Consider the following 15763-nt stretch of genomic DNA (forward strand, 5'->3'; position numbering starts at 1 on the left):
AAGAAGAACAGTCTATATTTTAAAGACTGTTCTTCTTTTTATTTCATTTCCAACAGTTCAACTGATTAGTTTTTCTTCTTTTTTGCGCGCTTGCGAAGAGCAATAATAAATATTATAAATGCTGTATAAACAGCTGCCAGTGATAAGATAAGTGGAATGTTTAGTCCGGTTTTCTCTTTAAGTACATATATTTCACTTTCCTCCCGTTCGGGAACAAAGATGTATTTATTATCTTTTGGACGAATAAGATCTCCTGCTAACAATCCTCTTAACTCTTTGTCTTTTCCTCCAAGCTTTTCAGCTGATAAAGTAATGGTGGTTGATCGGGAGCTGTTATTGATGACCGTTACAGTCACTTCATCATTATAGACTCGTTTATACACTGCTGCAGCATGGTCTTCATATAATACTTCCAGTTGTCCTCTTGATAAGGAAGGAAGCTGTTGGCGGAGTTCTCCTAACTTAGTTATAAAATCAATTAATTCTTTATCAGTTCTAAAGTCCATTATCTTCCGGTTATCAGGTTCTTCTTCACCATTTAATGCAATTTCGCTCCCATAATACACAATAGGTACGCCAGGTGTGGTGTATAAATAAGTAAGTGCCAGCTTCCACCTTGGTCCCGGATGCTGATTGTTTTTTACCGCCCCGCTGGTAAAACGTGGTGTATGTGGATTATCCAAATACTTTCCCATTAAATAAGGGGAGTCTTCAGTAAGGTCAGCTTTCAATTGATTTGAGAATAAGTTTTCAAGCGATTGGTCAGGTTTTGAGAATGCTGATCTTAGCTCTTTACTGAATGCCTCATGTATTAAACTTTTTATACCCATTTTTTCGTATTTGTCAGGATTTGAATCACTTGGAACTGTGTCAGCAATTAAATAGAAATCGTCTTTTACCTCATAAACCTCTTTTGAAAATTTTTCCCAAAAGCTTTCAGGTGCATTTTGGATTAAGTTTAATTGATATCCGTCTATATCCGTTTCTGCTATCCACCATTTCGCTATATCAATCAAGTACTTCTGAACCTCAGGGTTTCTCATATCTAATTCTGGCAGGTTGCTGAACTCATTTTCTTTAGTATTTTCACCTGTAACCTTCGGTTCCATATTCCCCTTAAACCAATCACGTTTTTGGGGGTCTTTCAGCCAGGGGTGGTTAGGACCAATATTATTGAATGGAAACTCTAGGATGATTTTCATATCACGATTATGAGATTCCTTAATAAGTCTCTTAAACGTTTTTAAAGAACCAAAATGTTCTTCGGTATTATAAAAATCATTAATCCAATAACCGTGATATCCATTTTCTTCATTGTTAAAAATTGGCGTGAGCATCAACGTTGTATATCCCATATCTTTGAGATAATCTAGTTTGTCTATTATTCCTTGGAAATCTCCGCCTTGATAGGATTCAGGATTTTTAGCATCAACATTGAAATCATTTTTAATGTCTCCATTATTAAAGCGGTCAACCATTATATAGTAGATCGTTTCATCTTGCCATTTCCTTTCATTTTTTTCATTTGCTTCAGCTGAGACCCAATGGGGAATAAAAAAAGTTATAAGGAATAGGGGAATAAACTTTTTTAGCATAGTACTTCCTCCTTTTAAATTTTGTAAATTAACAGCGTAAATATTCAATTGTTAAGGAATTGTGAAGAAAAAAAGAACTTTTAATATAAAGATTGTCTTTTAACAGCCTATCTATTAATTTAATATATGAGCATATAAAAATATAGGGTTTTTTCATTAATCTATAAAAATTAAGATAGATAATTATATTGACACGTCCTTTTGCAGGAGGTTTTTTAAATTTTTTATTTGAAATGGTGAAAAGCATAATCTTAAAAATTTTTCTATGGTTAGTCTAATTTGACACACATGAAAGATCTGTACTTATTATTTTTTATAAAGGGGAGGCTGTGCTTTGGGGACACTAAATATATTTGGTTTTCGCGCTCTTTGGAGTCCTTATTTTTTGGTATTTCTTTTGATGCTATTAACCATGTATTTTCTTATTACTGTTATCTACCGTAGAAACTTTAAAAACAGTGAGACGTTAACGACAAAACAGGGAATCATTTTTTCTTTGGGGATACTGCTCTTATACGTTATTAAAGGGGCTCCAGTCGATCTGCTTGGTCATCTAATGTTCTCTGCTCATATGACTCAGATGGCAATTTTATATTTGATTATTCCTCCATTATTGATAATTGGAATTCCTCAATGGATTTGGAGGAATTTAATAAATGTTGCAGGAATAAAACCGATTTTTATGTTATTAACCAAGCCGCTTATTGGATTAATACTTTTTAATGGTTTTTTCTCTATCTATCATATTCCCATGGTTTTTGATATGGTTAAAACCGATAAAATAATTCATGCGTCTTATACCTTTGTTCTGTTCCTATTAGCAATAAATATGTGGTGGCCACTAATCAACCAGCTTGAAGAACATCAAACCCTGAATGGACTAAAAAAGGTGGGTTATATCTTTGCTGAAGGAGTATTGTTAACCCCCGCATGTGCCTTGATTATTTTTGCAGATACCTCTTTGTATGCTACTTACTCAAACCCTGCTGCCTGGCAAGAAGCTTTAAAGTTATGTGTTCCATCTAATAGACTGTCAGGATTGGAATTGACAGGCCCAGAGATCTTTAATTCAATGTCTCTGGTTCAGGACCAGCAACTTGGAGGAGTCCTCATGAAAATTATACAGGAAGTAGTTCTAGGGATTGTTTTGGCTTCAACATTTTTTGAATGGTACCGAAAGGATCAGGAAGCCTCAGATTTTAAAATCAATAAAATGGAAACAAACAGAAGTCTTAACTCAGAACATAGGGAATTTTAAAGTTGTTTTAAGAACAAAACAAAAAAATCATTATTAATTTGGAGGAAAATCGACCTGATGAAGAAATTAATTATTTTGCTTTTTTTAATCTTAACTTTAGCTGGCTGTTCAAATAAAAACGAAACACAAAGCAAAGAAAAAATTCCGGAGCTTATAGAAGTATCGGTTGAAACTGTTCCTGCAGACTTAAAGCCCAATGATGAAATAATGATTCAGGCTAAAATAACCCAGGGAAAAGAAGTGGTAACAGATGCAGATGACATGAAGTTTGAAATTTGGAAAGAAGGGGCTCCTGATCAGGAGCATGAAAAAATAAAAGGTGAATTAAATAAAGAAGAAGGTACCTACTTTGTAAAAAAGACCTTTAATGAGCCTGGTCTTTATTATGTTATAGCGCATGTTACAGCAAGAGGAATGCATAATATGCCTCAAGTTGAACTTGAGGTCGCTGAATAACTAATAGAAAAAAATGAGAGGGATATTAAATCCCCCTCATTTTTTGAATAAGTTGCATGCTATTCTTTTTGTTCACAATTCTCTCCACTATAATCGAATTGTATTGTAAAATGAGCCACTTTAAATTCGTTTAGATGTTCCCTTATTTTATTTTTAATAGTAACAATAGAATCTCTGTCCATGTCATTTGGCACTTCAAGATGAACAGAAAATGCGTGTTCCTTTCCATCTATGGACCAAAAATGCAAGTGATGAAGACCTTCAATCGATGAAATTCCCAGAATTTTTTCTTCTAAAATATTGGTATCAATTCCCTTAGGTGCTTTATCTAATAAGATACCTAAGGTATCCTTTAGGTTTTTTATAACATGGTATAGAATGTAAAAAGTAATCCCTATAGATAAAAGTGGATCCAGGATTGGAATATCTTTAAATAACAAAATAATGCTAACAATTAGAACTGCTACCTATCCTAATACATCCTCAATTAAATGCCAGGAGAGAATTTTCTGGTTTAAGCCGCTATCACCTTTTTTTAACCGGTAAGCTGCAAACCCATTCACTGCAATCCCTAAAATGGCAAGCCAAAGCATACCCTCCGAGTTGGGATTAACAGGGTTAAATAACCTCTTGCCTGCTTCGTATAAAACATAAATGGAACCGGCTAATAAGACAGCTGCATTTAATAGTGCACCCATTAAGGACAGCCTTTTATGCCCAAAAGTAAAATGAGAGTCTGCACCTTTTTCTGACTTCTTTTGAAGATACCAAGACACTCCTATAGAAATTGAGTCCCCCAAATCATGAACTGCATCAGATATAATAGCGATGCTACCAGTAATAAAACCGCCAATTATTTCTATTATTGTAAAGACTAAGTTCAAAAAGAAAGCCAGCCCCATATTTTTTTGTGTTTTGTTATTTTTTGCGCTCATAGTAATCCCCCTTTTAAAAGGGTTAATACCCAAAACCTAACTTTTAAAACAAGCAATTAGAAGTTAGTAATCAGCTAATCAGCATGCATAACTAAATTTCTTAAATTCCTATCCCCTTTCTGTCAGCTGATATTGAGCAGGTGAGTGCAATGGATATAATAGTAAAAATCATGTGTATAGATGAAGTTACAGGACTCAAAAAACTTATCTTTGTAATGAGACCAAAAATAGCTGTGGTTAATAAGAAAAACATTAGCAGTGTTGATTGGATTTTAAAATTATTGTGTTTATAGGATAAAAACAGAAGATAGGCTGTCACTAAGATAGAGGCTAGCCCTAATATACCGTGAATTGAGTAAATCATCTGTGAAAAATTTCGGTTATTGATAAGGGCATCGGTTTGACCAGGATAGAGCAGTTCGCTCATCCTAGAATGTTTAAAGAAAGCTCCAATTACTATTTCTATGAAGGTTATGATTAATAAATAATGAGCACTTTTTTTTATAACTTTTTTAGGCCCTTCTTTTGGTGATTCTAATAAGGTATGTGTATAAATAACTGATACAAGTAATAACAAGCTCACTGTGACATCAATGGTTGTAAAACCAATAGGGGTACCCAATATTACATTTATTCCACCCACTAGGGATTGAACGATTAGTAAAATTACAGTAACTGCAGGCCACCAAGATTTAGTATGCCTTTTTTTTAGCTTTTTCGAAACCAGAATGGCATTCAATAGTAAAATAAAACCGAGAGAAGTGGTAAATATCCGATGTGAATATTCAATTAATATATTAATTTTAGTAAAGTCAGGAACATATTGACCATTACATTTTGGCCAATCAGTGCCACACGCATCCCCGGAATTTGTAGCAACAACTAAATTCCCTAGAATAAGTGCAAATAGAGTTGAAAGTATGGTGAGTTTAGAAAATAAATTCTTCAATTAATAATCATCCTAACATTATTAAATATGAATAATCCCATTAAAGACATATACAAACTTAACATGTATCATAACGAGTCTCAACAGTTAATAATTATAGATTAATTGACAAAAATAGGGATAGATTATAAGATAGATAACTATATGAGAGGATGTACATGTATTAAAAGTATAAAGGGGACTAGCCATATGAAAGGGAAAAAATTAAAGGATTCGTATTTAGGGATAATTTGGTTAACCTTAACTTTAAAAACATATGTTGTCACCCGGTTTGCTTTCAGCTTAGAAATTGAAAATTTTATCCAAGAAGTCATATTAATGTTAGCTTGCGGGGGTTCAATTTTATTTTTATTGTGTTTGTGTTTATTTGGGAATAAAAAGGGAATTAAATCCAGGCTTTTTATTACAAATTTCTTCCTTACCACATTGTTATATTTTAATCTGATTTACTATCGTTTTTTTAATGATTTTATTACAATTCCAGTGTTATTCCAAACTGACAATGCAAGTGATTTGGGGAGCAGTATTATCAGTCTTCTTAACCCGCTTGACATCCTTTTAGTATTAGATTTGGGATTTCTGATTCCTTTAAAAAAACGATTTGGTGAAATTAAAATTAAAAAGCGGAAGATTTTATTTTATTCCATACTCGTTATGGCAGCTAATCTAGTTCTTGCCAATATTGAAAGACCCCAGTTATTAACCAGATCATTTGATAGAAATATGCTTGTGAAAAACCTGGGAGTCTTTAATTATCAACTGTATGATGCATACTTGCAGACAAAAACAAGTATGAATCGTGCTTTTGCTGACAGCAGTCAAATAGGAGAAATCGTAAATTATGCGAATGCAATTAAAAAACCAAACAATGAAGAACTTGCAGGAATAGCGAAGGGGAAGAATGTATTTGTTATTTCTATGGAATCTACTCAAAACTTTATAATAAACGAAAAAGTTGAAGGCCAGGAAATCACTCCTTTTTTAAATAGTTTGATAAAAAGTACGGACACTTACTATTTTAATAATTTCTATCATCAGACCGGACAAGGAAAAACCTCCGATTCTGAATTTTTGTTTGAAAACTCTCTTTACGGACTTCCAAGGGGGGCAGTATTCTTCACACATTCTCAAAATACCTTTGTGGGGTTGCCTTCGTTGTTAAGTCAATCAGGGTACTCCACTGCAGTTTTTCATGCTAACAACAAAAGTTTTTGGAACAGGGATGTTATGTATAAATCCTTAGGCTATAATCAGTATTTTTCTGATGAATACTATGATATTACTGAAGAAAACTCGATTGGATGGGGTCTTAAAGATGACATCTTTTTTGCACAGTCAATGCAATATTTAAGGACTTTAAAGCAGCCATTCTACGCTAAATTTATTACTTTAACAAATCATTTTCCATTTTCCTTAGAGGAAGAGGATGAGCTAATTCCCGAATGGAATTCTGAGGATGGAACAGTAAATCGATACTTTACGACCGTAAGATACGAAGATGAGTCTCTGAAAAAGTTCTTTGAGATGATAAAGAAAGAAGGGCTTTATGAGAATTCTATTTTCATACTAATGGGAGACCATTACGGGATTTCATCAAATCATAATGAAGCCATGGCTCAATTTCTGGGTAAAGAGATTACTCCATTCCAAGAAACACAGCTTCAAAAAGTCCCTATGATCGTTCATATTCCCGGAATAAATAAAGGACAGACTATAGAAAATATATCAGGACAAATTGATGTTAAACCCACTATTCTTAACCTATTGGGTATAAAAGATAAAACGGATGTTACTTTTGGCTCAGATCTTTTTACCGAAGATCCTGACAATTTTACAGTTCTCAGAGACGGTAGTTTTATTACTAAAGAATATTTGTATACAAAAAATAGATGCTATGATAAGCAGACTGCACTCGAAATTGATGGACAAAACTGTAAAAAGAATGCTGAAAGGGCGCAAAAGGAATTGAACGCATCAGATCAAGTTATCTACGGCGATCTGTTAAGGTTTATTAATCAGAAAGGATATACTTCCGATAAATAAACAAAAGGTAGATCCAATTCATAAAGTGAAATAAGCCGTCAGTAATGGCGGCTCATTTTTTTGAACTTAGTAATCAGGCAATTTAATCTAGTGAGGCTCTACATGAACATGAGTATGATGGATATTATGAAACTTACGTAAATTATCCTCAATTTTCACAGTAATATCATGACTTTGAATAACGGTTAGTGAAGGTTCAACAAAAATAGTCACATCTACTATTGGGTGGTTTCCATGAAGTCTTGCTCTTAGATTTTTAACAAATTTTACTCCTTCCGTTTGATTGATTGTTTCTTCAATTTCCTTCAAGAGTTTTACTTCAAAACCATCAGTTAAATCGTGAGCCGCCTCCTTAAAAATTACCCAGGCAGTTAAGCATATAATTATTCCCACAATTGCTGCCGCGAGGGAATCCAGCCAATTCAACCCGAGATGTGCACCAGCTATTCCTATTGCAGCGCCTATACTTACCAATGCGTCGGAACGGTTATCCTGTGCTGCTGAATAAAGGGCCTTACTTCCAATCCTTTTAGATAGCTTCAAATTATATCTGTAGACTAGGTACATAAAAAGAGAACTAAATAAAGCAACAGCCCCAGTATATAAATCAGGTCTTTCTTCAACAGGATTATATAAATTTCTAAAAGAATCGATCACTACTTGCAAACCAACAGTAAGCATAATTAATGAAGCAACCAAAGAAGCGATCGTTTCAGCTCTAAGATGTCCATACTTATGGTTCTCATCGGCCGGTTTTTGAGATATCCTTAATCCAATTAATACGGCTACAGAAGCAATGACATCAGTTAAATTGTTTAATCCATCCGCTTTTAAAGCTTCCGAATTTCCCAAATTCCCCATGATAAGCTTGATAATGGATAAGAGTATATATGCTGATATACTAATCCAGGCACCTTTTTCTCCTTTTTTCACTTCATTTTCTTCCATCCGCAGTTCCTCCACTTAACATAATTAGCACTTAGTTTTATCTTAACCAATAATAGTCAACTACAATTCGTTTATTCCCTCTCCAAAAGAAAATAGTCCAGTTTTGGGGGTTTGTAATTGAGGGGAAATTGATATAGTGCATATTTTCGCCATAAATTTGTTGCTTTATTGTCACTTTTATTGAATGTGGATTATGAGATAATGTGATTAAGTGAGCATAAAAATGTTTTTTTAAAGGTGTAATAATTCTAATTGAAAAATATGGAAGGATGGTTTGTCTTGTTCTCTCTAATTATAGTAAAATAATTCCTTTTCAAAATCGTCACAATTGGCAGCTGAATTTATGATAATATTTTAAACATCTTTAAGTGAACACATGCACATATAATCATTAAGTTTATTCTTTAAATTTGTGCAAATACGGAAAGGGGAACTCCTATGAAAATGAAATGGGCTTTACTGACATTAATTTTCACTATTGCCACTGTGTTAACAGGATGTGAACCGTTATTGGTTTTAGATCCAAAAGGGCCACAAGGTCGTACAACAGCAGATGTAATCATGATCTCAATTTGGACCATGGCTATAGTTGTAGTGGTTGTATTTGCTTTATATATCTTCATTGTTAGAAAGTATCGTGCTTCTAATCAGAGTGAAGACTATGAACCTCCACACATTGAAGGCAGTCTTAAACTAGAAATCATCTGGACCGCTATTCCGGTATTAATTGTTGCGTTTCTATCGGTAGTGACTGTTGTATCCACCTACAAAGTTGAGGCAACACCAGAAGGATATGACGAGGAACCATTAGTTATTTACGCTTCATCATCTAATTGGAAATGGCACTTTAGTTATCCTGAACAGAACATTGAAACTGTAAACTATCTGTTCATTCCTACAGACCGGCCAATTGAATTCAAACTTTATTCTTACGGGCCAATCTCAAGTTTTTGGATTCCTCAGCTCGGTGGACAAAAATATGCGATGGCTGACATGGTAAATACCCTAAATCTTGCTGCTGATGTACCAGGTGAATATAGCGGTAGGAATGCCAGCTTTACTGGTGAAGGCTTTGCTCAACAGACGTTTAATGTAAAAGCAATGCCGCCCAAAGAGTTCGATGAATGGGTAGAGGAAATTAATGCAACTGCAGAACCTCTTACAGAGGAAAAATTTGAGGAATTATTAAAGCCAGGACATCTTGGTCAATCAACTTATACTGGCACTCACTTATCTTTCTCACCACCGCCTAAAGGCCATCATAAGAAAGGTGATTCAGAGAAAGAAGAAATGAAGCCTGGCAAATCCGAAAAAGATCCGGATGAAATAATGGATCACAGCAAAATGAACCAATAAAGTAAGAGTTGCCTAGCTTTCTAATCTATTTCTAGCTGGATATTTTAGCAACACACTTTCCGAAAGGAGTCAAATAGTATGGATTTCTTAGCACGATTTGCCGTACCTAATCCAGGACCTACAATTTACGCATCGATGGTTGCCATAGCCCTTACAATGGTCGCTATCTTTGTAGGACTGACATATTACAAAAAATGGGGATACCTATGGCGTGAATGGCTGACGACCGTGGACCACAAACGGATTGGAATCATGTATCTAATATCAGCTTTACTGATGCTTTTCCGTGGAGGGGTAGACGCCATAATGATGCGTGCCCAAACGGCTGTTCCAGAGAATACGCTGCTTGGCGCACAGGAATACAATGAAATTTTTACAACACATGGTGTTGTTATGATTATCTTTATGGCAATGGCGTTTATTATGGCATTAATGAATTTTGCTGTTCCATTGCAAATTGGTGCACGTGATGTGGCTTTCCCAAGATTAAACGCTTTAAGTTTTTGGCTGTACTTTTTCGGAGCAATGCTCTTCAATATTTCGTTCGTTATCGGGGGGTCTCCAGATTCTGGTTGGACTTCTTACTTCCCGCTGGCAGGAACTGAATATAGTAAATCTGTAGGTACTAACTACTACATGCTTGCTCTTCAAATCTCTGGACTTGGTACATTAATTACTGGTATTAACTTTATTACGACCATTCTGAAAATGAGAGCTCCCGGGATGACCTTAATGAAAATGCCCATGTTCACATGGTCAGCGTTAATTACTAATCTGATTATTGTCTTTGCCTTTCCAGTATTGACAGTAGCATTATTAATGGGTACCATGGATCGTCTATTTGCTACTAACTTTTTCACAACAAGTAATGGCGGATTGGACATGCTTTGGGCTAACTTGTTCTGGGTTTGGGGCCATCCCGAAGTTTATATCTTAATATTGCCCGCATTTGGTATTTATAGTGAAATTATTTCAACCTTTTCACGCCGTAATCTATATGGCTATAAATCTATGGTTATATCAATGGTCGCTATCTCTGTGCTTTCTTTCCTTGTTTGGGTCCACCATTTCTTTACAATGGGTCAGGGAGCATTAGTAAACAGTATTTTTTCGATTACCACGATGGCTATTGCTGTTCCTACCGGGATTAAGATTTTTAACTGGCTGTTCACCCTTCGAAAAGGGAAAATCGTTTTTACCACCCCAATGCTCTACTCGCTCGGCTTTATCCCGATATTTACAATCGGTGGGGTGACGGGTGTTATGCTAGGGATGGCCAGCGCCGACTATCAATACCATAATACAATGTTCCTGGTTGCTCATTTCCATCTGGTTATCATTCCTGGCGTTGTTTTTGCCATGATAGCTGGACTTTTCTACTGGTGGCCGAAAATGTTCGGCTTTATGCTGAATGAAAGGCTTGGTAAATGGTCATTCTGGTTTATTGCGATCAGTGTATGCGTAACCTTTTTCCCTATGTTTATTTCTGGATTGGATGGCCAGGCACGCCGGATGTATACCTATTCGGAATCAACTGGATTTGGAATATGGAATCTGATTTCGTTTATTGGTGCCATTGGACTGGCAATAGGATTTGCGTTAATTGTTTATAACATCTATTACAGTATTCGATACTCATCAAGGGATATCCCTGCAGATCCATGGGACGCGCGTTCATTAGAGTGGGCTACACATAATCCAGTCCCTGAATATAATTTTGCAATCGTGCCGGAAGTTGATTCAACTGAAGCATTTTGGGATTACAAGAAAAAAGGATATAAATTATTTAAAGGCAAGTATGAACCGATTCATATGCCTAATAATAGTGGCGTACCGTTTTTAATGGGATTAGTCTTTTTTGTATGGGGCTTTGCTTTTGTATTCGGCATGTGGATGCTCGCGGTTCTTGCTTCAATCGGCATAGCTGCGTGTTTGGCTCACCGCTCATTCGAGAAAGACCATGGCCGTTATATTTCTGTTGAAGAAATCGAAAAAACAGAAGAAGAATTGGGAGGTGCCAAAAAATGAAAATAGATCACTCGCTCCCTTTAGAATATGGAACAGAACAAAATCGCCTTAACATATTAGGATTTTGGATTTTTCTTGGAGCTGAAATTGCTCTCTTTGGGACGCTTTTTGCTTCTTATTTTACTTTGGTGGATCGGACAGGCAGCGGTCCATCTGGAGCTGAGATTTTCGAGATTACACCGGTACTGATTGAAACAATATTACTTTTGACAAGCAGTTTCACAATTGGGCTCGGGATCCATGCCATGCGGTTAGGCAAGGCAAAAGCCATGATTACTTTCTTTGCAATTACTCTACTACTTGGACTTGGTTTCTTAGGAGTAGAAATATATGATTTTATTGTCTATGTTCACGAAGGAGCAACACTGCAAACTAGCGGTTTTACAGCTATCTTGTTTCTAACTTTAGGAACACATGGAGCACACGTTACCTTTGGCTTATTCTGGGGGGCGTTTATTATCCTTCAAGTTATAAAGCGGGGCTTGACACCTGAAACAGCGAATAAAGCATTTATCTTCTCGCTTTACTGGCACTTTCTGGACGTGGTGTGGATTTTCATCTTTAGCTTCGTCTTCCTGAAAGGAATGATATAGAAATGAAAGAATTATTTCCTCCAAAACAAGTATTAGGGTTTGTATTCTCTATTGTCCTAACGGTAATTGCTCTTTCAGTTTACTTTTTGGATATGTCATTTGAGTTAGCTATGACCATTCTTCTTATAACAGCTTTTATTCAAGCAGCTGTTCAATTGGTTGTTTTTATGCACGCTGGTGAATCGAAAGATAAGAGGTCAATCTACACTACGCTGTATTATGGTTTTTTCATAGCCTTAGTGACAGTTTTCGGTACATTACTGTCATTAATTTGGGGTTATTATTAATATGTAACAAAAGGAGCGTCTTGAAAGGGCGCTCTTTTTATTGCTTCGAATCTTATTGCTGTCTCCCAATCTTTTTTACCATCTCTTCAGATGCTACCAAGAACATACCCATCAGGAAGATAAAAACAGCTCCTACTATTGTGCCAACACCGATGGGTGTCAAAACACTGTAACCGTTTTCAAAAAGTCCTAGAAAAAAAATAATGATGCCAATCAAAGTTATAGTGCCGCTTGTAAACTTTAGGGCATTTAAAATTTTTACTCGAGATTCCATATGTTAACAACCTCCTTTTTATATATTATTCAACCTGTTCACAAAATTGTCAAATATTTCGGATTTAAAATTATTGACAGTTTCGGCTGACAATGTTTATTTAGTGAAATATGAGTTTATTAATCCATATAACAACGATACTCACTCATAAACAGCAAAAGGAGATGAAGCAGACTTTTATATTAAAAAGTGCGAATAATTATGTCGATAATATATTTAAAGGATCAAAATTTAAAGAAAAGGGTGTTTTTTAATAAATGAAACGTTTGTTAATTCTCTTGTTTACTGCTACTTTTCTATTGTTTACATTCGCATCGCCTGGAAGTGCCGAATCATTCTCAGATTTAGGAGTGAATCATAGGGCTGAAAGAGAAATAAATTACTTAAAAATTGGAGATATTGTAAGCGGAACAAGCGCTACCCGATTTTCGCCAAATAAGCAAGTTACAAGGGGAGAGGCTGCTGCTATGATTGGACGAGCTTTGCAGTATAGCTCAGGAAATAGTTCTACCAATTTCAAGGATGTGTCCTCAAGTTATTTTGCCTCAGGGTACATCAATGATGCATACAAAAACGGGATTCTTTCGGGTTATCCTGATGGTACTTTTAGACCTAACAAGTCAGTAACAAGGGGTGAGATGGCACTTATGTTAAACCGGGCATTTAACCTCGGTGGGTCTAATACGAGTTCATCAGGAACAGTTCTTATGAACCTTGGAATAGCACAAGGATACCCTGATGGAACATTTGGTCTTAATAAAACACTTATACGATCAGATTTTGCTGTGTTTTTAGCTAGGTCAATCAATGAAGAGTTAAGAACTAGGAGAGCGTCTGTTTCTTTTTCAAAAAAGGCACTAGTGAATGCTGATGTACTCAATGTCAGAAGCGGCCCTTCTATAAAGTATCCAGTTGTCAATAAGCTCGAAACAGGAACGCAAGTAAATATTGGTTATTCCATTGGAAAATGGGCTTATATATCTGTAGGGGGTTCAAAAGGTTTCGTACATCAAGATTACTTAAGTATAAATAGTTTACAAGGTTCATCTGGAACAAAAAATCCACTCAGTGATGAGACGATAATTATCGATCCCGGGCATGGTTATCCCGATACGGGGGCATCTGGGTATGGGATATATGAAAAAGATGTTGTACTAGATACTGCTTTAAGGTTAAATACCTATATTAAAAAGTCTCCTTTTGCTGTAGTGATGACCAGAGACAGGGACACAAAAATTGAATTAAAAGATCGTGTATCTAAAGCCCAAAATGCTAATGGCGATTTATTTGTAAGCATCCATGCAAACTCATTTAACGGTTCAGGCCATGGAACTGAGACATATTACTATTCTGCTTCACAAAATCCAAATGTTAATCAGAGTAAAGCAGCAGCTAAGTATATCCAAAATAGGTTATTGGAAGCATGGGAGTTAAATGACAGAGGGGTGAAAAACGGGGATTTTCATGTAATCAGAGAAAATTCAATGCCCGCGGTGCTAGTTGAACTCGGATTCATTGATAATAAAACTGATAATGACAAGCTTCGGTCCCCTCAATGGAGAGAACTGGCTGCAAAAGCTATTTATTTGGGAATCCTGGACTATTACCATCATTATCAAAAGAAGGACGTAGCATCTTTATACCAGCAATTGGGAGCAAGTCCCTCAGAGAAGCTCCATTAATCAATCAAAAGTATATTCATGCCCCAGCTAACCTTAACAGTTATTGATGGAAATATTTTTTATAGATCTTTTTTACAAGCTCAACAGTTTTATTGAGATTACAAAATATGAATATAGAAGGTAATTTTAGGTTCAAATCGCATAAGATTTGGACCTTTTGTGTCTATAAAGCAGACTTAAAATGATGTGAGTACATGCAGCACCGAAATTGACATACTAATCAACAGGATAACAATAAACATAGTCAATGTCTTAATTTTTTCTAAAGGTAATACTAAATTTAGTGTAAAAAGGCATTATATATAAACAATGCCTTTTATATCTAATTAAGTTTTTTGAGTCAAATTAGTTTTTTGGTCAAATCGGTCTTTTTTTTTCATTTTTACTAGGTATTTAACAGCCTCAAGATTTTAGAGAATACAATAATTATGAGACATAATCTAACCCTAATATGTAAAAAACTCGTACATATTCTTTAGATAATACCAATACATTAATAAATAAATTAGACTACAATCGTTTATTACTATTTAATTTTTTTATCTCCTACACCAAACTGCTATATGATTCTTCTAATTAAAAACCAGTAAAACCGCCAAAAAGGCTGTTTGTAATGACGGAGATTAATTTTGTAAGCCAATTGAAATATAAAATAACACCCATTAGTATCATTATAATCCCACCAGCCTTCATAAGTGAATCACTGTGCCTTTTAAAGAATGTCAGTTTATCTATAAACATTGACATAAATAGAAAAGGTATGGAAAATCCAAGACAATATACAGCCATATACAACAAGCCCTGCCCTGGATTAGTGATTCCAAGAGCAAAAACAGCTGCCAAAATAGGCCCTGTACAAGGTGTCCATCCAGCTGCAAACCCCATTCCTATTAATATTGATCCTAAAAACCCTGCTGGTTTCTTCTTAAATTGCACCTTATGGTCCATCATCAGAAAATCAAACTTCAGCACACCTACCATAATAAGACCGAAAAAGAAAATAATGATGGCTCCTATTTGCTCCAACAAATCTTTATATTGAATAAACAGTACACCGATTAGAGAACTTGACCATCCTAACGCCAAGAAAATAATCGAAAAGCCGACCAAAAATAATAAAGTATGAAAGAATGCATTGCTTTTAAAGAATTGGGCTCTTTTACTTTTAAGGTCATTAACGGATATACCCGTTATATAGGAAATAAATGCAGGATATAAGGGAAGAGAGCATGGTGAGATAAAGGACAGCAAACCAGCTCCAAATGCTAAGAACAAATTTAAATCCATAAAATACAACCTCCATCAAAGCTTAAATGTTGGCTTCGGCCATTCTATAAGTTATCTATAACTTCCAATGTG

Annotated in this window: 13 protein-coding genes and 1 pseudogene; 8 read left to right on the forward strand and 6 right to left on the reverse strand. The window is 35.3% G+C overall.

Going from position 1 to position 15763, the window contains the following annotated elements; translation table 11 throughout:
• Positions 1–65: 65 nt before the first annotated feature.
• A complete protein-coding gene (locus JI665_RS19760) occupies positions 66–1595 on the reverse strand; it encodes an alpha-amylase family glycosyl hydrolase (protein WP_019380978.1) in 1530 nt (509 codons plus the stop codon).
• Between the two features lie 334 nt (positions 1596–1929).
• Here JI665_RS19760 and ctaG point away from each other — a divergent pair, with 334 nt between their 5' ends.
• Entirely contained in the window at positions 1930–2853 is a 924-nt protein-coding gene (gene ctaG, locus JI665_RS19765; protein WP_019380977.1) for a cytochrome c oxidase assembly factor CtaG, read from the forward strand.
• Between the two features lie 57 nt (positions 2854–2910).
• On the forward strand, positions 2911–3309 hold the full coding sequence (locus JI665_RS19770) for a FixH family protein (RefSeq protein WP_019380976.1): 399 nt from the start codon (positions 2911–2913) through the stop codon (positions 3307–3309).
• Between the two features lie 59 nt (positions 3310–3368).
• On the opposite strand, the pseudogene JI665_RS19775 reads toward JI665_RS19770, so the two are convergent.
• Positions 3369–4244: pseudogene (locus JI665_RS19775) on the reverse strand (cation diffusion facilitator family transporter).
• A gap of 100 nt (positions 4245–4344) precedes the next feature.
• On the reverse strand, positions 4345–5193 hold the full coding sequence (locus JI665_RS19780; protein ID WP_019380973.1) for a COX15/CtaA family protein: 849 nt from the start codon (positions 5191–5193) through the stop codon (positions 4345–4347).
• A gap of 189 nt (positions 5194–5382) precedes the next feature.
• Here JI665_RS19780 and JI665_RS19785 point away from each other — a divergent pair, with 189 nt between their 5' ends.
• Positions 5383–7236: an LTA synthase family protein gene (locus tag JI665_RS19785; RefSeq protein WP_019380972.1), complete on the forward strand. Its 1854-nt coding sequence runs from the start codon at positions 5383–5385 to the stop codon at positions 7234–7236.
• Positions 7237–7323: 87 nt separating this feature from the next.
• On the opposite strand, the gene JI665_RS19790 is transcribed toward JI665_RS19785, so the two are convergent.
• Positions 7324–8184, reverse strand: a complete 861-nt coding sequence (locus JI665_RS19790; protein ID WP_019380971.1) for a cation diffusion facilitator family transporter — start codon at positions 8182–8184, stop codon at positions 7324–7326.
• A 438-nt stretch (positions 8185–8622) separates the two neighbouring features.
• Between JI665_RS19790 and qoxA the strand changes: the two genes are divergently transcribed.
• The 4 genes from qoxA to qoxD all read left to right on the forward strand — a co-directional run bounded on the left by qoxA (position 8623) and on the right by qoxD (position 12448).
• The gene (gene qoxA, locus JI665_RS19795; protein ID WP_019380970.1) at positions 8623–9540 is read left to right on the forward strand and encodes a cytochrome aa3 quinol oxidase subunit II; all 918 of its coding nucleotides are present in this window, start codon (positions 8623–8625) and stop codon (positions 9538–9540) included.
• Between the two features lie 78 nt (positions 9541–9618).
• The gene (gene qoxB / locus JI665_RS19800; RefSeq protein ID WP_019380969.1) at positions 9619–11568 is read left to right on the forward strand and encodes a cytochrome aa3 quinol oxidase subunit I; all 1950 of its coding nucleotides are present in this window, start codon (positions 9619–9621) and stop codon (positions 11566–11568) included.
• A complete protein-coding gene (gene qoxC, locus JI665_RS19805; protein ID WP_019380968.1) occupies positions 11565–12161 on the forward strand; it encodes a cytochrome aa3 quinol oxidase subunit III in 597 nt (198 codons plus the stop codon). The genes qoxB and qoxC overlap by 4 nt, the downstream gene beginning before the upstream one ends.
• A gap of 2 nt (positions 12162–12163) precedes the next feature.
• Complete coding sequence (gene qoxD / locus JI665_RS19810; RefSeq protein WP_019380967.1) at positions 12164–12448, forward strand: cytochrome aa3 quinol oxidase subunit IV; 285 nt, start codon at positions 12164–12166, stop codon at positions 12446–12448.
• 52 nt (positions 12449–12500) lie between these two features.
• On the opposite strand, the gene JI665_RS19815 is transcribed toward qoxD, so the two are convergent.
• Entirely contained in the window at positions 12501–12722 is a 222-nt protein-coding gene (locus tag JI665_RS19815) for a hypothetical protein (RefSeq protein ID WP_019380966.1), read from the reverse strand.
• 257 nt (positions 12723–12979) lie between these two features.
• Here JI665_RS19815 and JI665_RS19820 point away from each other — a divergent pair, with 257 nt between their 5' ends.
• Entirely contained in the window at positions 12980–14404 is a 1425-nt protein-coding gene (locus JI665_RS19820; protein ID WP_019380965.1) for an N-acetylmuramoyl-L-alanine amidase, read from the forward strand.
• A gap of 576 nt (positions 14405–14980) precedes the next feature.
• Here JI665_RS19820 and JI665_RS19825 read toward each other — a convergent pair.
• On the reverse strand, positions 14981–15691 hold the full coding sequence (locus tag JI665_RS19825) for a cytochrome c biogenesis CcdA family protein (RefSeq protein ID WP_019380964.1): 711 nt from the start codon (positions 15689–15691) through the stop codon (positions 14981–14983).
• Between the last annotated feature and the right edge of the window lie 72 nt (positions 15692–15763).

Origin of the sequence: Bacillus sp. NTK034, assembly GCF_017303275.1 — a bacterium.
Taxonomy (GTDB): domain Bacteria; phylum Bacillota; class Bacilli; order Bacillales; family Cytobacillaceae; genus Cytobacillus.